Raw genomic sequence first — 19,771 nt, 5'->3', positions numbered from 1 at the left:
CCGAATGGCCAGTTATACTTGCGACATTTCATGCCTGAACAAGGCGATTTTTATCTTCAGCCACCACAAAGGGAGCGGCGGGTGAGTCTCACAGTCATTGCGCAGCGTATTGGTACAACAAGCTTTCAGCGCCTGGTGACTGGCCTTGTCTTGAGTTCCTTGTTGGTCGGTTGCTCCAGCACGCGTTCAAGCGATGTGCGAGTGGTCGATCGTAATAACGCGGCGGCCCAGCGGCCTGCAGTAACCACCGGGCAATACGTAGTCCGTCGCGGCGATACCTTGTTCTCGATCGCCTTTCGCTACGGCTGGGATTACAAGGCCTTGGCAGCGCGCAACAACATTCCTACGCCTTACACCATCCATCCAGGTCAGACGATTCGCTTTGATGGACGTTCCGGTTCAACACCGGCAGAGGCGGTGGCCGAGTCTGGAACCAGCACTTCTTCGTCGGGCAAATTTACCGTAACCCGGCGCCCGGCATCGGGGGCGAGCCCCGCCAAGGAGGCGGCTGCGCCGTCCGTCGCAAACAAACCAGCCCCTGCGCCACTGCCTCCGGCAGGGCCTGCACCGACAGGCTGGGGATGGCCATCTAATGGCATTCTGATTGGAAAATTCTCTTCAAACGGTAGTTTGAATAAAGGAATTGATATCGCAGGGGATTTGGGACAGCCTATTTTAGCTGCGTCTGATGGGACGGTGGTTTACGCCGGGAGTGGCTTGCGGGGCTACGGTGAGCTCGTCATCATCAAACACAGCGATACCTACGTCAGTGCCTACGGTCATAACCGCAGGTTGTTGGTTCGGGAGGGACAGCAGGTCAAAGTCGGACAGACAATTGCCGAAATGGGGTCAACGGGTACAGACCGGGTGAAACTGCATTTTGAGATTCGCCGACAAGGTAAACCTGTAGATCCGCTGCAATTCCTGCCACGTCGTTGATTTGTTACCAGCCTGTTCCGTCACGTAGAGGGAACAGGCTCCAGCGTTGCCAAGGATAAAGGCGTCGCTTGAGCTTGAGGTCGAACTCACCAAAGGACTATAACAATGGCTCTCAGTAAAGAAGTGCCGGAGTTTGACATCGACGATGAGGTTCTCCTGATGGAGGCCGGCGTCGCATCGGATGAGATGTCGAATGAAGGGTCAGCTACGCCTTCAGTTCGTGCCAAATCCAAGCACTCCGCAACACTTAAGCAGCACAAGTACATCGATTACACCCGGGCGCTCGATGCAACTCAGCTGTACCTCAATGAAATCGGCTTTTCCCCCTTGTTGTCACCGGAAGAAGAAGTTCATTTTGCGCGCCTGTCGCAAAGTGGCGATCCGGCTGGGCGCAAGCGCATGATTGAAAGCAACTTGCGACTGGTGGTGAAAATCGCCCGGCGCTATGTCAATCGTGGGCTGTCACTGCTGGACCTGATCGAAGAGGGCAACCTCGGGCTGATCCGGGCGGTGGAAAAGTTCGATCCAGAGCGCGGCTTCCGCTTTTCGACCTACGCTACCTGGTGGATTCGTCAGACCATCGAGCGTGCAATCATGAATCAGACCCGGACCATCCGGTTGCCGATTCATGTGGTCAAAGAGCTCAACGTCTACCTTCGGGCAGCACGGGAGCTGACGCAAAAGCTTGATCATGAACCCTCACCCGAAGAAATCGCCAACCTGCTGGAAAAACCGGTGGGAGAGGTCAAGCGCATGCTGGGCCTGAACGAGCGGGTTTCTTCGGTCGACGTCTCGCTGGGTCCGGATTCGGATAAAACCCTGCTGGACACCCTCACCGATGACCGCCCTACCGATCCTTGTGAGCTGCTTCAGGACGATGACCTGTCGCAGAGCATCGATCAGTGGCTCTCGGAGCTGACGGACAAACAGCGCGAGGTGGTGATCCGCCGCTTCGGTCTGCGCGGCCACGAGAGCAGTACGCTGGAAGACGTAGGCCTGGAGATTGGCCTGACCCGTGAACGAGTCAGACAGATTCAGGTTGAAGGTCTGAAACGCCTGCGTGAAATCCTTGAGAAGAATGGCCTTTCGAGCGAGTCGCTGTTCCAGTAGCAGGAACGCGTTCACCCGATGACAATAAGCCCCGCCTGTTTCGGGGCTTTTTGTTGTTCGCAGATTAGTGCGGTGTTTAATCTTTGTGAGTGCTATCTGGACTCTTTCGCAGGTTAGCGTAAGCCATGGCTTACTCTCTCGTAAGTGTTCGGTTTTTCTAACGGGTAGTGGTCGTCTATTTCTGTTGACTGAATTAGCTAGCTTGTTGATTTGTAATGATATTTATCATGGTTAAACACATCGTTTCACCCAGGCTTGCCCGTGGCAGGTGATTGCTCTTGTCGGGGAACTCTTTAGTATCAGCACTGTGTCGACGGATAGACACAGCCATCAAGGATGATGGGTAAGGAACATCGCAAGGACGTGATTCATCAGGACGATGAAAAGGAACACAGGGAATAGGGAAAAAATGTGGGCGGGTCATACCGCCCCTTTTTTTTGCCTGTTTTTAGGAGCTGCCGAAGGCTGCGATCTTTTGATCGTTGATAAAAACAAAAAAGGCCCGCAAGGGGCCTTTTCGAGAGCGCCGCGATGATCAGCGAGCGAGGTCTTTGATCTTGCCTTTGACGCCATCAAACTCCGCCGCATCTGGCAGCGGATCTTTCTTCTCGGTGATGTTGGGCCAGATTTCGGCCAGATCAACGTTCAGCTGAATGAACTCCTTCATCTCATCCGGGACTTCGTCTTCGGAGAAGATGGCCACAGCAGGGCATTCTGGCTCGCACAGGGCGCAGTCGATGCACTCATCCGGGTGAATCACCAGGAAGTTCGGGCCTTCGTAAAAGCAGTCCACCGGACACACTTCTACGCAGTCGGTGTACTTGCACTTGATGCAGTTGTCGGTGACGACGAAGGTCATTTCTAATTCTCTCCTCAGGCGCGGCTTGCTGCGCCCCTTCACGGTGGGGTCGCCAGGTTTGGGAGCGATAGTCTGCAGACCAGGCTATTTGCCTGCAGCATCCCAAACCGCGCGAGATTCTAACAGCTTGCAGGCATCTGCGTTAGATCCGTGTCTTTAATGTATAGAGCATTTCCAGTGCCCTACGCGGGGTCATGTCATCCAGATCGAGCTTGGCCAGTTCATCGAGCACCGGATGCGGCAGGCTGGCGAACATATCGCTCTGTTGCGGCGCTGCCGGTTTGCCCTTGGCAGGTGCTGGCACTTCATGCGGCAGGCTGGTGGTTTCCAGTCGGCTCAAGTGCTCGCGAGCACGCACGATGACCTCGGTTGGCACACCAGCCAGTTGCGCAACCGCCAACCCATAGCTCTGGCTGGCAGGGCCAGGCAGTACGTGGTGGAGGAACACAATGCGCTCGTTATGCTCGGTGGCGTTGAGGTGGACGTTGGCCACCAGCGGTTGGGCTTCCGGCAGTACCGTCAGCTCGAAGTAGTGGGTGGCGAACAGTGTGTAGGCGCGCAGCTGAGCTAAACGCTCGGCCGCTGCCCAGGCCAGCGACAGGCCGTCGAAGGTGCTGGTGCCGCGGCCGACTTCGTCCATCAGCACCAGGCTGCGTTCGGTGGCGTTGTGCAGGATGTTCGCGGTTTCGCTCATCTCGACCATAAAGGTCGAACGGCCACCGGCCAGGTCATCGCTGGAACCGATCCGGGTGAAGATCCGGTCCACCAGCGACAACTCGCAACTGGCTGCCGGCACGAAGCTACCGATATGCGCCAGCAGCACAATCAGTGCAGTTTGCCGCATGTAAGTGGATTTACCGCCCATGTTCGGACCGGTAATCACCAGCATCCGCGTGCTGTCGTCCAGGCTCAGGTCATTGGCCACGAACGGCGTGGTCAATACCTGCTCGACCACTGGGTGACGACCCTGGCTGATGCGCATGCACGGCTCGCTGACGAACCGTGGGCAATTCAGGTCCAGGTTCAGCGCGCGTTCGGCCAGGTTGCTCAAGACGTCCAGCTCGGCCAGTGCTGCGGCCGTGTCCTGCAGCGGTGGCAGTTGGCTGATCAGGTCTTCGAGCAGGGCTTCGTAAAGCATCTTCTCGCGGGCCAGTGCACGGCTCTTGGCTGACAGGGCTTTGTCTTCGAAGGCTTTGAGTTCTGGCGTGATGAAACGCTCGGCACCCTTGAGAGTCTGGCGGCGGATGTAATCGGCCGGCGCCTGTTCCGCCTGCTTGCTGGGCAACTCGATGAAGTAACCGTGAATCCGGTTGTAGCCGACTTTCAGGTTGGCCAGGCCGGTACGAGCCTTCTCGCGGGCTTCGAGGTCGATCAGGAATTGTCCGGCGTTTTCGCTCAGCGATTGCAGTTCGTCGAGCTCTGCGTCGTAACCGGTTTTCAACACGCCACCATCACGGATCACCGCAGGCGGGTTGTCGATGATGGCTTTTTCCAGCAGGGCGGCCAGCTCGGGATAGGTGCTGGTGGTCACGGCCAGTTGATTCAGGTGTGGCGCTTCAAGCTCGGTCATCGCCATTTGCAGCTCGGGCAGGGCACCGAGTGCGTCGCGCAGGCGAGCCAGATCACGAGGGCGGGCATTGCGCAGGCCGATACGCGCCAGAATCCGCTCGATGTCACCGATTTCTTTCAGCTGCGGTTGCAGCTTTTCGAAACGGTAACCGTCGAGCAGGCAGGTGATCGAGGTCTGGCGCGCCAGCAGCACGCTCAAGTCGCGCAACGGGCGGTTTAGCCAGCGGGTCAGCAAACGGCTGCCCATGGCGGTCTGGCAACGGTCGACCACCGACTGCAGGGTGTTTTCGCGGCCACCGGCAAGGTTGGTGTCCAGCTCCAGGTTGCGACGACTCGCGCCATCCAGCACCACGGTATCGTCCAGACGCTCATGACGCAGGCTGCGCAAATGCGGCAGGGCGGTGCGCTGGGTTTCCTTGGCGTAGCTCAACAGGCAACCGGCGGCACCGATGGCCAGGGTCAGGTTCTCGCAGCCGAAACCCTTGAGGTCCTGGGTGGAAAATTGCTGACAAAGACTTTTCAGCGCCGAATCACGCTCGAAATCCCACGGTGCACGACGACGAACACCACGACGCTTCTCCGCTGGCAAGTCTTTAGGCCAGTCGTCCGGAATCATCAGCTCGACCGGATTGACCCGCTCCAGCTCCGCCAGCAGGTTTTCCCAGCCTTTGATTTCCAGCACGCTGAAGTTACCGCTGGTGATGTCCAGCACCGCCAGACCGAACAGGCGCTCGTCACCCAGCACGGCGGCGATCAGGTTGTCGCGACGCTCATCCAGCAGCGCTTCATCGCTGACGGTGCCGGGGGTGATGATCCGCACCACCTGGCGATCCACCGGGCCTTTGCTGGTCGCCGGGTCGCCGACCTGCTCACAGATCACTACCGACTCACCGAGCTTGACCAGTTTCGCCAGGTAACCTTCCGCAGCGTGGTAAGGAATCCCGCACATCGGAATCGCCTGCCCAGCCGACTGCCCACGGGCGGTCAGGGTAATGTCCAGCAACTTGGCGGCCTTCTTCGCGTCTTCATAGAAGATCTCGTAGAAGTCACCCATGCGATAGAACATCAACTGGTCAGGGTGCTGGTTCTTCAGACGCCAGTACTGCTGCATCATCGGAGTATGGGAAGACAGATCGGAGAGTGCTTTATTCATCAGGTAATCAGGCGAATTCGTTGAAAGGGTGGGGCAAAAATGGGGCATCGGCCCGGTTTTTCCGCGATGGGCGCAAGGTTACCATGGGCAGTCCGACCTACGCAGGGATGAAAGGCCCACTGCACATTTCTGCGATTTATGCACTGGCTATGCAAATCAGCATTTGTCATCTTCGAAAAGAACAAGCACTATGCGCGTTATGCAAAAACGCAATGTTTCTACCGTCTTAAGAGCGCTGCTCGATCAGCACGGGATCTCCCCCACGGAGCTTCACCGTCGCACGGGCGTGCCTCAATCTACCCTCTCGCGGATTCTCAGCGGGAAGATCGTCGATCCTTCGGATAAACACATTTCGAAGATCGCCGAGTACTTCCGTGTGAGCACTGACCAGTTGCGTGGCCGCGCCGACGTAGCGCCGGCCACCGCGCCTGCACGCGAAGAGTCGCATTCGGAACTCAAGGACATAAGCCTGTGGGATGACGATACTCCCGTCGATGACGACGAGGTCTCGGTCCCCTTTCTTCGAGAGGTTGAATTGGCTGCTGGATCAGGAAGATTCGTCATCGAAGAAAGCGAGCGCTCAAGCTTGCGCTTCGGCAAGCGCAGCTTGCGGCATAACGGTGTGCAGTTCGACCAGGCCAAATGTGTGACCGTGCGCGGCAACAGCATGTTGCCGGTGCTGCGCGATGGCGCGACGGTTGGGGTCAACGCCGGCAAGTCCGGAATTGGCGACATCGTTGATGGTGATCTGTATGCCATCAACCATAACGGTCAATTGCGGGTGAAGCAGCTCTATCGTCTGCCTACCGGCATTCGTCTGCGTAGCTTCAATCGCGATGAACATCCGGATGAGGACTACAGCTTCCAGGAGATCCAGGAAGAGCAGATCGTCATCCTCGGTCACGTCTTCTGGTGGGGCATGTACGCCCGCTAACCCTTAGCTGTCAGATAAAACCCGCCATCGAGCGGGTTTTTTTTCGCCTGACGAAAACCATCCCAGCCTTTGTTTGCGAGGCTTTCATGCGCTCGTGCATTTTTAATGCATAAATAATTGCATTAATGCATTGACTGTATATGCATACATGCATATTCTTTGTCTCAAGCCGCTCAACAACGGCTCGTAACGAAGCTCTTTAGTTCCACAGCAAAGGCAGCGATGAACCGGCCTCAACGGTTCAGAGGGTTGGCAACTGACCCGGGTGTGCAGCGTAAAGCACCGTAAGCAGTTATCCGGCGGACAGGGTCGCGGTCGGAGGAACAATTTGAATGGATCTGTACCGCGCCAGTAGCGCCGAAAGATCAGAGAGCAGGACCGCATTACTGAAAAGCCCGGGCGACCGGGCTTTTTGGAATGCCTACCTACCTCCAGGCACACCAAGAGACAACGCTTGAACAACACACAACCCCATCACCTATTTATCAACGCAGGAGGCGTGACATGACAAACGAGCAGCAAGCGTTGCTGGACATGCCGATCTGGCTGGTCATTGCCCTGGCGGTGGTCGGCGGAGTGTCCGGCGAAATGTGGCGCGCCGACAAGGAGGGCACTCGCGGCTGGCCACTGTTGCGGCGCCTGGCGCTGCGCTCCGGGGCCTGCATGGTCTGCGGAGTCTCGACCATCATGCTGCTGTATGCCGCCGGCGTATCGATATGGACCGCCGGCGCCTTTGGTTGCCTTACCGCAATGGCAGGTGCCGATGTCGCCATCGGGCTTTACGAGCGCTGGGCGGCCAAGCGGATTGGGGTAGATGACCCCACTGCGCGCAACTCTCACCCGGATCAGCAGTAAGTCCCGCATTGGGATCAGTCGCAACAGAAATATTTGAACAGGAAGCCGTTTATGTCTCCAAGAGTTATCGATAAGCCCTCGGAGTTGTTTTTCGCTATCGGTGAGGCGCTTCGGCTGGCTTATCCAGGCCTGAAGGTCGGGGGGTATCAGGACTTCGACGGTGTTGTCGATGATGCCTGGGTCCTGATCGCAATTGAACGCGATGCCCCAGGCACCCGTGCCAACGATGGCCGTAAAGCGCATGTCCTGACGATCTCGCTGCAGGGCGTGGTGGCTGGGAAAAGTGGGCTTGAGGCCTGCAACCTGGCCAGCGCGCTGAAGGATCTCGTCACGGATAACCGTTGGGGTGTGTCGGGAGGGCAATGCGACCTGCCGATGAGCATCGAGGCAGTGCCGTCGACGTTCACCCGCGGTGAGCAGGTGTACGAAGCATGGACGGTTTCGTTTTCCCAGACGCTGTATTTCGGTCAGCCGTTGCTCGATGACCCAACGGGTACACCGAAGTTTGCGTTCACCTGGGAGGTCTCGAACATCGACGATCCGGATCAATACACAGAGCTTCAGTTACCAGCACTCAAGGGGTAGCCCATGTTTGACGCTCTTCTACGTATGCAGCTCGGCCCGATCATTGAACGTTTGGCCGAGATGGAGACCGAGTTCGAAGATCTGCACCGGCGTGCCGACAGCTTTTGTCGTATCGGTGTGTGTGTGGCGGTCGATGCCGCCAGCAACACCTGCAAAGTCAGCCACGGGGATCTGCTGACACCCGCGATCAGGTTCTTCAACCCGAGTGCTGGCGAACAGAGCGAGTCACGCATCCCATCCATGGGCGAGCAGTGCTTGCTGCTGAACTATGGCGGCGGCGATGGCGGTGGGCAATCGGTTGCCTTGTTCGGCCTCAACAGCAACCAGTTCCCGCCGGTTTCGACCGTGGCCACGTTGACGCGTCGCCGACACAAGGACGGCACTGAAAGCAGCTACGACGATGCAGGCCATGTTCTGAGCTGGACCAACGGACAGACAGCGTTCAAGGGCTCGCGTGAGTCGGTCGAATTGACCGTCGGCCCGGCCCGGCTGGCACTGACCCCTGAGGCAATCGAACTGAAGCTTGGCGCGGTCGGCGTGTTGCTCGACGCCTCTGGCATTCACTTCCTCGGCCCTTTGGTGGATCACCAGGGACGAGTCATCAGTACTGCATAAGGGACTTCCCATGATTGGAGTCGATAGAAACACCGGGGCAGCGGTCGACGACTGGCTCCAGTTTGTGCAGCGCGCAACCCGCGCATTGACCACGCCGCTGGGCACTCGTCAAAAGCGCCCCCTGTATGGGTCGCTAATCCCTGACTTGCTGGGGCGCAATGTCGGCGACGACGTGTTGATCCTTGCGCAGAGCCATGCGGCACAGGCGTTTTACAACAAGGAGAACGGCATCGGTGATTTTGAGCCTGAGGTTATTGTCGCCAGTCGTCGAGGTGCGGGGTTGCTGTTGCGCTTCGCCGGTACCTGGAAAAACCGTAAACAGACATTCGAGGTCGTGACATGAGCATGCTGATACCCGGTCAAAACCAGTTGGCTGAGCCGGCGATTGTTACGGTCGAGACGTTCGAGGCGCTGCTCGCTGAGTTCAAGGCGTTTGTCGTTGACTACGTGGCTGCACGCTCGCCGGAAAATGCAGCCAAGCTGCAAGTCAGCCTCGACAACGAAAGCGAGCTGCTGACCCTGGCCCTTGAGGCCTTTTGTGTGCGGCTGCAAACCCACGAACGCAAATACAACGCCCGCATCAAGCAGATGCTTGCGTGGTGGGCGACCGGCAGTAACCTCGATGCCCGCCTCGCGGATATGGGCCTCGAGCGGCAGGTGCTGGACCCGGGAGACCCGGCGGCATTCCCGCCGATCGAACCGACCTATGAAAGCGACGATGACGCCCGACTGCGTTACTACCTCGCACCTCATGCACCGGCAGCGGGTTCGCGGATGCAGTATCGCCGCGAGGTATTCACCCTGGGCGAACGACCCGTGGTGAAGGTGGAGACCACGGCTCCGGGCGTGGTGACGGTTACCTACAGCTTTGATCCGGATGGCTACGCGGCACAGGTCAAGGATGGCAACGGGCGCCGAACAGCGCCTGGCGAGGTGATGGTCACCGTGCTTTCTCGAGAGGCTGACGGCACGCCGTCTGCAGACCTGCTGGACGGTGTTCGCCGGCACTTTGCGCGTCCTGACGTCAGGCCGGAAACGGATCTGGTTACGGTGCAGGGCGCCGAAATCAAGCGCTACAAGATCCGGGTCGTCGCCAAGATCAATGCCGGGCCTGACTCGGGCCTGACAAAGGCTGCCGTTGAGCAGCAATTGCAGGCGTATGCCGACTCGCGCCACCGGCTGGAGGGGCGGGTCGATCCGAGCTGGATCGATTACACCTTGCACGCTGCCGGTGCGGTACAGCTGGAGATTCTGGAGCCCTTGGCACCGATCGTCACAACGTTCTCTCAGGCGCCTTATTGCACGGCTGTCGACGTTGAGGTGATCACGCTATGAGTGATGAAACGCCTCGCCCGAGTCTGTTGCCAGCGAACAGTTCGCCGCTGGAAAAGGCCCTCGATCTCGGTTTCGGCCAATTGCTCGATCGCATCGCGCTGCCGTTCCCCGAGCTGATGGACCCGGTCAACACGCCGTTGGCGTTCCTGCCGTATCTCGCGGCTGATCGTGGGGTTGCTGAATGGAGCTCTGAGGCTCCCGAGGCAGAAAAACGTTTAACGGTAGAACTCGCGTGGTCAACCGCTCGACAAGCTGGTACGCGAAAGGCTCTGGAGAACGCCGCCAAGGGCTTGCAATTAGTGCCGGAAATTCGCGCATGGTACGAGCAGACGCCGCTTGGCAAACCCTACAGTTTTTCAGTCAGGGCCTTTTCCGAGCGGCCCTACAGCGAAGAAATCGACGCTCGTCTCGACCGACGTTTGGCGGACGCCAAAAGTGAACGCGACATCGTGTCGGTGTCCGTGGGCTTGAGCGCATTTGGCAACCACGTCATCGGCGCAGCCACTGTGTGCGGTGAGCTGACCACGGTTTATCCGATTGTGATCGAAGGGCTTGAAGCCTCGGGTCAGGCCTTTATCGCCGCCGGGCTCTACAGCGTCGAAACATCCACTATTTATCCTCAGGGGTCCTAAATGGCCGACTATTACACCCTGCTCACGAATGCGGGGATCGCCTACGAAACTGCCTGCAAGGCTGCGGGCGTGCCGATCAAACTGTCGCAAATTTCAGTTGGTGACGGCGGCGGCGAGGTTTACAACCCGGCCGCGACTGACACAGCACTCAAGCGCGAAGTGTGGCGCGGGCCACTCAATGCGCTGTTCCAGGACGAGAAAAACCCGAGCTGGTTGCTGGCCGAAGTCACCATCCCGCCCGAAGTCGGCGGCTGGTATGTACGCGAGGCCGGGCTCTGGACCGATACCGGTATTCTGTACGCCATCGTCAAATACCCGGAGTCGTTCAAGCCGGTACTGGCGACGTCGGGATCGGGGAAAGAGTTCTATATCCGCTCGATTTTCGAGACCAGTAATGCCTCGTTGGTGACGTTGCTGATTGACGATACGGTCGTCAAGGCAACGCGGGCCTGGGTGTCGAGCTTTGTCGCTGACGAGCTTGCGAAGCTCGATAGAAAGCAGTCTGTGCGGGCGGCAACCACGGCCAACATTGTTTTAAGTGGTGCACAGATAATCGACGGTATCGCCGTGGTTGCCGGGGACCGGGTCCTTGTTAAGTCCCAAGCCTCGGCGAAAGACAACGGCATTTATGTCGCCGCAAACGGCGTATGGGCTCGTGCAAAGGATGCTGATGCGAGTGTCAAGGTAACCTCGGGATTGACTGTCCCGGTAGAGGAGGGGGCGACGCTCGCCGATACGATCTGGCAACTGATCACGGACGGAGCGATTGTGCTGGGCACTACAGCGCTGACGTTTCAAAACGTGACTCAAGGGTTTGCGCCGATCAACTCGCCGGCTTTGTTGGGAAATCCAACGACTCCAACGCCGGGCTTGTTCAGTAGTGATAAGTCGATTGCGACGACTGAGTATGTTCAGCGCGCACTGGGTAGTTATGCGGGACAAACTAACTACGCGGGCGATACTTTTTTAACGGCGGCTGATGTTGGCAAGCTTTCAATATTAACTACTGCTGCAACAGTGACGCTTCCGGAGTGGTCAACTGTTCCTGCTGGCGGTCTCTTGACGATTGTTAGTGGGGGCGGTGCGCCGGTCACTGTCAAAGCCAGGACCGGAGAAAGCCTGGGCACGCAGAGCGGTCAGAATGGTCCGTTCACAATTCCCGGTGCCACTTTTGCTGTATTCCGGCGCTTACTGCAAGCGCCTGGATGGAGCCTGGATTCTGGAGACGCTTCGCTGAAGTATTCACCGATGATGTCTGGCGCGAATTGGACAACGCAGCCGCAGTTCAGTAACACCAAGGCATTGGCGACGACGGAGTTCGTGCAAAAAGCAATAGGTAGCTTTTCTGACAGTGTGGCAATTGCAGGGGGCAATGTAACGCTGACTGCTGCGCACATAGGCGCTCGGATTGAAATGTCTGCGGCCGGCACTCTCACGCTACCCAAAGCGAGTTTGGTGCCTAAAGGATCCTCGATCCTGATTACGACCTCTAGTGGCTCGGGTCCGGTCTATCTGGCTGTTCAGGCCGGGGATTCGATCGCACTGAACAACGTCGCAGTGGCGGCGCCTTACACAATGTTCAATGGGTCGGACTTGTATCTGGTATCAGATGGGGTTATGTGGCGCGGTCATGCAAGCCTTGAGTGCTTGAGAACTTCCCAGCTATTTGCTTCTAGTCTCGGTGCTACGGGTTGGCAAAAACTGCCGAGTGGAGACATTGAAATGTGGGGGATGACTGGCGGCGCTGCATCGGGGGTGATCGCACCGGTCACGTTCCCGATCGCGTTCCCGATCGCTTGTACGAATATCCAACTGACCTATGTCGACTCGGGGACACAGTCTCCTGCTTCGCGCGGCGGCCCCTGGCAGGTCGGTAACTTTACGAAAACGGGGTTTAACTATTCCCATTCTGGCAGCGGCGGCAGCGGCGTCCAGCACTTCTGGCGCGCTAAGGGTAACTAAGGAGGGTCTATGTATTACTGTGCAGCCGATGGCGGTTTCTACGATTTGGAGTTTCATGGTTCTGTCCCGGATGGATCACTGGAGATCACTGATGAGACCTATCAGGCCCTGAAGGACGGCCAAGAAAAGGGCAAGTGGATAGTGGCCGGCGAGCAGGGTTACCCGGTGCTCATTGACCCGCTACCGCCGACTGATGAAGTTATAGCGGCCATCGAGCGGCAGTGGCGTGATGGGCGCTTGTTGGAAACGGACGGCATTGTTTCGCGTCACCGCGATGAGTTGGAGGACGGGGGGGCGACAACACTGACTCTTGAGCAATACAGCGAGGTGCAGGCGTACCGCCGACTACTTCGCAACTGGCCGAAGGCGGGAGAATTTCCGTTGATTGATCACCGTCCGCCGTCGCCTCTTTGGCTGACTGCTGAGCTCCAATAAACGCCCCGCACTGACGGGGCGTTTTCTTTTCCGCTGCACCTAACGCGGCACATCCCTAACAGCCTCGCTCATGCGGGGTTTTTCGCTTCTGGAGATCCTGAAATGGCAGAACGCCAAACGTACACCGTGCTCCTCCCATTCCCCACCGGTGGTGGCCATTGGTCGAGTGTCGGCCAACAGCTTGAGCTGCTTGATGTGGAGGCCAACGCGCTGCGCAGCGCTGGCCGTCTGGAACTGACCCGCGTCCTCGAAACGCACAAGCAGGACGAGGATATCAATACCACCCCGGCCCAAACGGCCGCCACGAAGAAGGCTGAATAACCATGGCTGAGGTTTTGAACTTCGAGCACAACGGCATCACCGTCAATGCCACCGAATCCCCCGAGGCCATGGGCGGCCTGGGTGACAACGTCATCGGTCTGGTCGGCACCGCGCCGAAAGCGGATCCACTGATTCCGCGTAATGCCCCGTTCCGCATCAACAGCTTCACCACCCAGGCGCTGCTCGATCCGACCGGCGCCGAGTCGGGCACGCTGTTCCACGCGGTGTTTCAGATCCTGAAAGTGGTCAAGGTGCCGGTCTATGTGGTCATCGTCGAGGAGGGCGCGACCCCGGCCGACACCCTGAACAACGTGATCGGCGGCAACGAAGCGCTGACCGGCCGCAAGCTGGGCCTGGCCGCGCTGAGCGGTGTCCCTGAAGACCTGACCATCATCGGTGCGCCGGGCTTTACCGGCACCAAAGCGGTGGCCAGCGAGTTCGCCTCGTTCGGCAAGCGCATCAAGGCCCGTGTGGTACTCGATGGCAAAGACACTTCGGTTGCCGATCAGGTGACCTACAGCGGCGAACTCGGCGGTGCGGATCTCGGTTTCGACCGTTGCCTCGTCGTGCACAACATGCCCGCGGTTTACTCCAAAGCGGCGAAGAAAAACGTGTTCCTGGCGCCGTCGAGCCTGGCCATCGCCGCATTGGCCAAGGTCAAGCAATGGGAGAGTCCGGGCAATCAAGTGACCTACGCCGAGGACGTATCCCGGACCGTGGAATACAACATCCTCGACACCTCGACCGAGGGCGATCTGCTCAACCGTTACGGCATCAGCTACTACGCACGGACCGTCCTCGGCGGCTTCTCGCTGCTGGGTAACCGCTCCATCACCGGCAAGTTCATCAGCTACGTCGGCCTGGAAGATGCGATCAGCCGCAAGCTGGTCAAGGCCGGCCAAAAAGCCATGGCCAAGAACCTGACCAAGTCGTTCATGGACCAGGAGGTCAAGCGCATCAACGACTGGCTGCAAACCCTGGTCGCCGACGAAACCATCCCCGGCGGCAGCGTGTACCTGCACCCGGAATTGAACAGCGTCGAGAAGTACAAGAACGGCACTTGGTTCATCGTCATCGACTACGGCCGCTACGCGCCGAACGAACACATGGTTTACCAACTCAACGCCCGCGATGAAATCATCGAGCAGTTCCTGGAGGATGTTCTCTAATGTTTACCAACCGCGTAAGACAGGCCATCGCGGCCACCCTGCAAGGCCTGCCGTTGTCGGCGACCGTGGAGGATTTCACTCCGCCGAAGATTGATTTCGAAATGGAGCCGATGACCGGCGGGCGCTTTATCGCCGAGGAAATGGCCAAGAGCGGCAAAGTGCTCAACGCCACGTTGAACCTGCAAGGTACTGGCCCGGAAATCATGCTGGCGCTCGGTGTGAAACTGGGTGAAGACATCCTGTTGAATGTCCGCGAAGCCGGTCAGGACCAGGACGGTAACACCTGGTTCACCTACCACACCGTCGGCGGCAAGCTGAAATCCCTGGCCGAGGCCAAGCTGAAGATGGGCGACAAATCCATCACCACCCTCGAGCTGTCCTGCCGCACCTACAACCGCCTGGAAAACGGCATCCCGGTGATCGACATCGACGTGCGCACGCAGAAATTCGTGCTCAACGGCGTCGACATTCTCGGCGACGCCCGCCGCGCCGTGCTGCTGCCGTAAACCTCGCAACATCCTCGATGCCTCTCAGTTAAAGCGGTAAACCTGTGGGAGCGAGCCTGCTCGCGATAGCGGTGTGTCAGACACATTGATTTTGAATGTACCGCCGCCATCGCGAGCAGGCTCGCTCCCACAGAGTGCTTGCCAGACTTGAGATTTGTGTTAGCTGACCGGTATTGCGCAACACCTTCCCATGATTCACAAAGGAATTCACTTCATGTCCTGGATGCCTCCTAAACATGTCCTGTTGTCGCCGATCACCGGTGACGATCAGTCGCAGATCGAGCAGATCCAACTCAAGCCGCTGTACTACGCCGCGCAGAAAGAGGCCTTGGCCCGTGCGGGCGATGACGAGGACGATCAGTTCTTCGAGTTGGCCAAATTGGCCACGGGGTTGTCGGTCAAGGAACTGGACCAGCTCAAACGCCCGGACTACGTGAGCATTGCGCAGTACGTCCACGAAATGTCGACTCGCTCTGCTTCGTACTTTCTACAGCAGGCTACCGAGGCTGACGCAGCATCGGACGACGATCCCGATCAGGTACAACTGCTGCAACCGCTCAATGTGGCGGGCCGCAGCATGACTTCGCTGACCCTGGAAATTCCGGTGCTGCGCGCCACCAAGGCGATGAAAAAACTGAAAACAGCCAAGGAACGCGCCGAGTTCATCACCGCCCATTGCACCGGTCTGATGCTTCCCGACCTGGCCTCGCTGACCGTGCCCGACTGGACCCAGTTGCAGGTGCGCATCGACGATTTTTTAAACAAACCGGCGGACTTCTTTCGGAACGCGACATCGAAGTAATCCTCGATGTGGTGCCGCTCATTTACCCGGTAAGTGAGGCGGAAATTCTGGAGTGGGACGCTGGCAAGGCATTACGCCGCTACGACATCGCGATCACTCGCCTTGGCGTGAAACAGGAGTAGAGCGGGATGGCGGACGATAGATATTCGCTCAAATACGCGGCCCTCGACGACAGTGGGTTGGCGTTCGGTAATACCAGCCTGACTACGGCAGTCACCAGCGTTGCGTCAGCACAAGGTACGGGCACGTCCGCCAGGGATCAGATGTCTGGCCTCGGTCTGGCGCTGGAAAACGTCGGGCTCAAGCTCGGTCTGCTGACGACGGCTATCGAGTCGTTGACCTTGAAACTTTCGTCGCAACGATTGTTGTCCCAAACGATGGGCGCCGGTGCCAGGAGTGAGCCGGCCAGCGAGCAAAAGAGTGCGGGCAAGTCGGGTAGCAGTATCGAACCGCCGGACCTGCTCAAACCCGCGATAGCGATGGATTCGGCCATGGCCGATCTGAAGCAGGCAGCCCAATTTACCCCGCGCCAGAGCGAAGAGATGGCGCAGTCAACCCAGCACATCGCCAGCGCTCCGCTGGTGGCGGCCGGGGGGACCAAGGCGGTTGATTTGGTGAAGATTGAAAGTCTGGCTGCCAGGGCTGGAATCGTTAGCGATCTGCCCAATGCGTCGGACCGACAATTAGAGCTGCAGCGCTTCGCCAGTGACGCCGGCGTGGCCGCGTCGGCGTTCAAAATGCCGGCCATGGATGTCGCCGAGATGATGGTCGGCTGGCGCACCTCCATGAAGCTCAACGGTGCTCAGGCCTTTGACCTGGCGGATGCAACCAACCATCTGGGCAAGATACCCAATGGTGCGAAAGCGGCCGACATCGGTGCCGTCTTGCAGCGTGACGGTGCAGCGGCTACGGCGGCAGGTCTGTCCCCTGCGCAAGCAGCAGCGTTGACGGCGGCATTGCTCAATACCGGTACGCAAAAGGCTGATACCGGCGTAGCGCTAAAAAGCATCACCACGGTCATGGGCAAGGGGGATCAGGCCTCGGCATCTGAGCAAGCGGCCTGGAAGCAGCTGGGGCTGGAGCCGAAAGCGGTGGCGAGCGGCTTGCGTGACAAGGACGCAGCGCCTGGCACGGTGATGTCGGTGCTTGCGGCCTTGAACGCACAACCTGCCGAGCATCGCGCGACGCTTGCCTCCACGCTATTTGGCGATGGTGATAAGGCCGCGCTGAGCATGGCGCAAAACCTTACCGATGTGAATGGAGCCTTCTGGCAGGTAAAAGACAAAGCCCAGTACGCCACGTCGGAGCTGGGTGACAAGGGCTCGGTGAGGCAAGACGCACTCGCACTGTCGAAAACCCGGCAAGGTCAGTGGAACGTCTTGAGTGCAAGCAATGATCGTCTGTCGGTGGCCACGGGTAATGCTCTGGCGCCCGTGACGGATAGTTCGCTCCACTCGCTTGGTTCACTGGTGGACGGTTTGAGTGAATTGGCTGAAGCCTCCCCGAAAACTACCGCTGCAATTGTGCTGGTTGCAGCGGCGATCAAACCGCTGGTGGGGGCGCTGTTCAAAGCCATAGCGGATGAGCTGACCAATCGGATGGCCAAGCGAGTGTTGGGTGGGGTGGCCGCACGGCTCCCTGATCGATTGGGTGAGGCGATTTCCGACGATTTCAGAAACAAAGGTCGGACGGACAAACCGAATGCCAGCGAGACAAACAGGAGTCCAGAATCCAGAAATGGTCCGTCTGTACGTGTGAGTCCGCGAGGCTCGCGTGCGAGCACTCCTCGCTGGGGCGGCGTGACGGCCTCGATGCGTTCGATACCCCGCAAGCTTCCCGGCCCATTGAAAGGAGTCGGTGCCGTCGCTGATGTGGCCGAGGGTCTGCTTGTCGGCAACACCCGGATGGTGGGAGCAGGCCTGGGGGCTGCAGGTGGTGGCTGGGCGGGAGCTTCGGCCGGTGCGGCCGCGGGTGCCGCTTTGGGCAGTGTCGTTCCGCTGCTGGGTACAGCCATCGGTGGGCTTCTTGGCGGGCTGGTAGGCGGCTGGATGGGCAGTGAGTCAGGTGCCTGGCTGGGTGAAAAACTCGCAGCGCCTGCCGACAAACTCGCCGATCCGGAACAGGTCAGCAAAGACCTGACCAACGCCCAGACGAGCAATCAGCAGAACACGGTTAACGCGAACATCTACATCAATGGTCAGGATCAGGCCAGTGCCAGTCAGTTGGCGAACCTGGTTGTGCAACAGATTACGGGCCAATTCGGGCTAATGACCATGCCCAACTCACTCGCCATGCGAAGTGACGCGGCCCTGACCGACGGAGGTACGTAATGCGTCAGCAAATGGTGTTGGGCAGTTTTATTTTCGGCTTGTCCAGAAACTTCGCTTACCACAGCCTGGTGCGCACGTCGGACGGCGGCTGGAAGAGCATCGACATCCTCACCAGTAAACCCAAATCCAGTCAGATCGGCCAAGGCCTGCAAGGGCTGACGATAACGGGCAAGTCGATGTACGCGACCGCCATGGATCGGCTCGATGAGCTGCGTGCATTGCAGGCGCTGCGCATCCCTGTGCCGTTGGTTGACGGCATCGGCCGCAACTGGGGCCTGTGGCAGATCAGCAAGGTATCGGAGACCCAGAGTGACGTCATTGATGACGGCACCGCGATGGTGGTTGGCTGGGTGATCGAATTGACGGAGTTCGCCAATGCGTAGGGTTCGAAGTATTGCCGGTGATTCGGTAAATCTGTTGCTCTACCGCGAGCTCAATCGTTGCGACGATGCAGCCGAAGAGGCGCTGTGGCGCCTCAATCCGACGCTGGCCGAACCGGGCCCGGTATTGCCTGCGGGTGTCTGGGTGGTTCTACCGGAGCTTGAATCAAAACCCGCTGCGATCGTACCGATAACGGCCTGGGATTAAGGAGGCACCATGGCCCTGGGTTTCACGCCAGCAGTAGAGATTTACGGGGCGAATGCGGCCCTGATCAACGAACGACTGATCAACTGGACGCATATCGATGCCGCCGGTATCGAGTCCGATCAGCTGACGCTGACCCTCGATCTGGAAGGACTTGAAGGGCTGCCGAGTCTGGGTGGGAAAATCGGTTTGCGGGTCGGTTATCTGGAGTCGGGGTTGGTGGATAAAGGCGAGTTCGTCATTACCCGGCGCACGCCGACTCTGTTTCCCCTGCGTCTGACGCTGGTGGCCACGGCGGCGCCGTTCAGTGCTGCGGATCAGACCGGGTTCAAGCAGCGCCGCTCGGCCAGCCACGGTCCGACAACGCTGGGGGCGCTGTTTCGTCAGTTGACCTCCAGGCACGGTTTTTCCCCGCGTGTCGCCCCGGAACTGGCGCTGATCAAGATCGAACACATCGACCAGTCCAACGAAACCGACATGGGCTTTCTGACCCGACTGGCCTACCTGCACGACGCCGTCGCCAAACCGGTCAACGAGTTGTATGTGCTGGCGCGGCGTGGTCAGGCGAAATCGTTATCGGGCAAAGTTCTGCCGGACATAAAACTGTCAGTGACGACCAACAATCGTCCCGGCGATAACGCCTTTATCTCCGCCACCCTGGATGAAACCGCCCGGGCGAAATACCAGGGCTGCAAAACCAGTTGGTGGGACGCGGCGGCCGGCAAAGTGCGGGTGGAGGAGAGCGGCATCGCGCCGTTCAAGACTGTTCGTCAGCGCTACCAGAGCGCCGACGATGCCCGGGCCGCCGCTGAAGGCGAGGTGCGCCGGATGATGCGCGAAGCGCTCAAAGTGAAAATCGGCTGCCCCGGAAATCCGGGCCTGGCCGCCGAAGGGATCGTGCTGTTGGACCCCACCTGGCCGGACTTCATGCGCGGTCGCTGGTCGATTGACAAGGTCACCGCCAGCTGCGATCGCCAGAACAGCTATCGCTGCATGATCGAGGCGACCTGTCTGGACGCCAAGGCATAACCCCCCCCTTGTGGGAGCGAGCTTGCTCGCGAAAGCGATTTCATAC

21 protein-coding genes are annotated in these 19,771 nt (G+C 58.8%); 19 read left to right on the top strand and 2 right to left on the bottom strand.

Features of this window, described 5'->3' with window-relative positions:
* Positions 1-81: 81 nt before the first annotated feature.
* A complete protein-coding gene (locus BK659_RS26225; protein ID WP_123428460.1) occupies positions 82-939 on the top strand; it encodes a peptidoglycan DD-metalloendopeptidase family protein in 858 nt (285 codons plus the stop codon).
* Positions 940-1,044: 105 nt separating this feature from the next.
* Positions 1,045-2,049, top strand: a complete 1,005-nt coding sequence (gene rpoS, locus BK659_RS26220; RefSeq protein ID WP_123428458.1) for an RNA polymerase sigma factor RpoS — start codon at positions 1,045-1,047, stop codon at positions 2,047-2,049.
* A 535-nt stretch (positions 2,050-2,584) separates the two neighbouring features.
* On the opposite strand, the gene fdxA is transcribed toward rpoS, so the two are convergent.
* Positions 2,585-2,908, bottom strand: coding sequence for a ferredoxin FdxA (gene fdxA, locus BK659_RS26215; RefSeq protein WP_123428456.1), 324 nt, complete (start codon positions 2,906-2,908; stop codon positions 2,585-2,587).
* A gap of 142 nt (positions 2,909-3,050) precedes the next feature.
* On the bottom strand, positions 3,051-5,630 hold the full coding sequence (mutS, locus tag BK659_RS26210) for a DNA mismatch repair protein MutS (protein WP_123428454.1): 2,580 nt from the start codon (positions 5,628-5,630) through the stop codon (positions 3,051-3,053).
* A gap of 199 nt (positions 5,631-5,829) precedes the next feature.
* Here mutS and BK659_RS26205 point away from each other — a divergent pair, with 199 nt between their 5' ends.
* The 17 genes from BK659_RS26205 to BK659_RS26125 all read left to right on the top strand — a co-directional run bounded on the left by BK659_RS26205 (position 5,830) and on the right by BK659_RS26125 (position 19,725).
* Complete coding sequence (locus BK659_RS26205) at positions 5,830-6,564, top strand: XRE family transcriptional regulator (RefSeq protein WP_123428807.1); 735 nt, start codon at positions 5,830-5,832, stop codon at positions 6,562-6,564.
* A 504-nt stretch (positions 6,565-7,068) separates the two neighbouring features.
* Complete coding sequence (locus BK659_RS26200; protein WP_123428452.1) at positions 7,069-7,419, top strand: phage holin family protein; 351 nt, start codon at positions 7,069-7,071, stop codon at positions 7,417-7,419.
* A 51-nt stretch (positions 7,420-7,470) separates the two neighbouring features.
* Positions 7,471-8,004 carry a hypothetical protein gene (locus BK659_RS26195; RefSeq protein WP_123428450.1) on the top strand — a complete coding sequence of 178 codons (534 nt, stop codon included), beginning with the start codon at positions 7,471-7,473 and terminating at the stop codon, positions 8,002-8,004.
* Between the two features lie 3 nt (positions 8,005-8,007).
* Positions 8,008-8,619, top strand: coding sequence for a phage baseplate assembly protein V (locus BK659_RS26190; RefSeq protein ID WP_123428448.1), 612 nt, complete (start codon positions 8,008-8,010; stop codon positions 8,617-8,619).
* Between the two features lie 10 nt (positions 8,620-8,629).
* Positions 8,630-8,962, top strand: coding sequence for a phage baseplate protein (locus BK659_RS26185; RefSeq protein ID WP_123428447.1), 333 nt, complete (start codon positions 8,630-8,632; stop codon positions 8,960-8,962).
* The gene (locus BK659_RS26180; RefSeq protein WP_123428445.1) at positions 8,959-9,954 is read left to right on the top strand and encodes a baseplate J/gp47 family protein; all 996 of its coding nucleotides are present in this window, start codon (positions 8,959-8,961) and stop codon (positions 9,952-9,954) included. Before BK659_RS26185 ends, BK659_RS26180 begins: the two co-directional genes overlap by 4 nt.
* Positions 9,951-10,586, top strand: coding sequence for a phage tail protein I (locus BK659_RS26175; RefSeq protein WP_123428443.1), 636 nt, complete (start codon positions 9,951-9,953; stop codon positions 10,584-10,586). Before BK659_RS26180 ends, BK659_RS26175 begins: the two co-directional genes overlap by 4 nt.
* Complete coding sequence (locus tag BK659_RS28130) at positions 10,587-12,548, top strand: phage tail protein (RefSeq protein WP_259740312.1); 1,962 nt, start codon at positions 10,587-10,589, stop codon at positions 12,546-12,548.
* A 9-nt stretch (positions 12,549-12,557) separates the two neighbouring features.
* Positions 12,558-12,983: a tail fiber assembly protein gene (locus BK659_RS26165; RefSeq protein ID WP_123428441.1), complete on the top strand. Its 426-nt coding sequence runs from the start codon at positions 12,558-12,560 to the stop codon at positions 12,981-12,983.
* Positions 12,984-13,085: 102 nt separating this feature from the next.
* Entirely contained in the window at positions 13,086-13,304 is a 219-nt protein-coding gene (locus tag BK659_RS26160; protein ID WP_123428439.1) for a hypothetical protein, read from the top strand.
* Positions 13,305-13,306: 2 nt separating this feature from the next.
* Positions 13,307-14,473, top strand: a complete 1,167-nt coding sequence (locus BK659_RS26155) for a phage tail sheath protein (RefSeq protein WP_123428437.1) — start codon at positions 13,307-13,309, stop codon at positions 14,471-14,473.
* The gene (locus BK659_RS26150) at positions 14,473-14,979 is read left to right on the top strand and encodes a phage major tail tube protein (protein ID WP_123428435.1); all 507 of its coding nucleotides are present in this window, start codon (positions 14,473-14,475) and stop codon (positions 14,977-14,979) included. The genes BK659_RS26155 and BK659_RS26150 overlap by 1 nt, the downstream gene beginning before the upstream one ends.
* Positions 14,980-15,193: 214 nt before the next feature.
* Complete coding sequence (locus tag BK659_RS26145; RefSeq protein ID WP_123428433.1) at positions 15,194-15,781, top strand: phage tail assembly protein; 588 nt, start codon at positions 15,194-15,196, stop codon at positions 15,779-15,781.
* Between the two features lie 128 nt (positions 15,782-15,909).
* Positions 15,910-18,111: a phage tail tape measure protein gene (locus BK659_RS26140; protein WP_123428431.1), complete on the top strand. Its 2,202-nt coding sequence runs from the start codon at positions 15,910-15,912 to the stop codon at positions 18,109-18,111.
* Positions 18,111-18,494, top strand: coding sequence for a phage tail protein (locus BK659_RS26135; protein WP_123428429.1), 384 nt, complete (start codon positions 18,111-18,113; stop codon positions 18,492-18,494). The genes BK659_RS26140 and BK659_RS26135 overlap by 1 nt, the downstream gene beginning before the upstream one ends.
* Entirely contained in the window at positions 18,487-18,699 is a 213-nt protein-coding gene (locus BK659_RS26130) for a tail protein X (protein WP_123428427.1), read from the top strand. The genes BK659_RS26135 and BK659_RS26130 overlap by 8 nt, the downstream gene beginning before the upstream one ends.
* Before the next feature lie 9 nt (positions 18,700-18,708).
* A complete protein-coding gene (locus tag BK659_RS26125) occupies positions 18,709-19,725 on the top strand; it encodes a contractile injection system protein, VgrG/Pvc8 family (protein ID WP_123428424.1) in 1,017 nt (338 codons plus the stop codon).
* The last annotated feature ends 46 nt before the right edge of the window (positions 19,726-19,771 follow it).

The organism is Pseudomonas brassicacearum (assembly GCF_003732225.1).
Lineage (GTDB): Bacteria > Pseudomonadota > Gammaproteobacteria > Pseudomonadales > Pseudomonadaceae > Aquipseudomonas > Aquipseudomonas brassicacearum_E.
The sequence above is the reverse complement of the archived record's forward strand: the minus strand, read 5'-3'. Positions and strand labels throughout refer to the sequence as shown.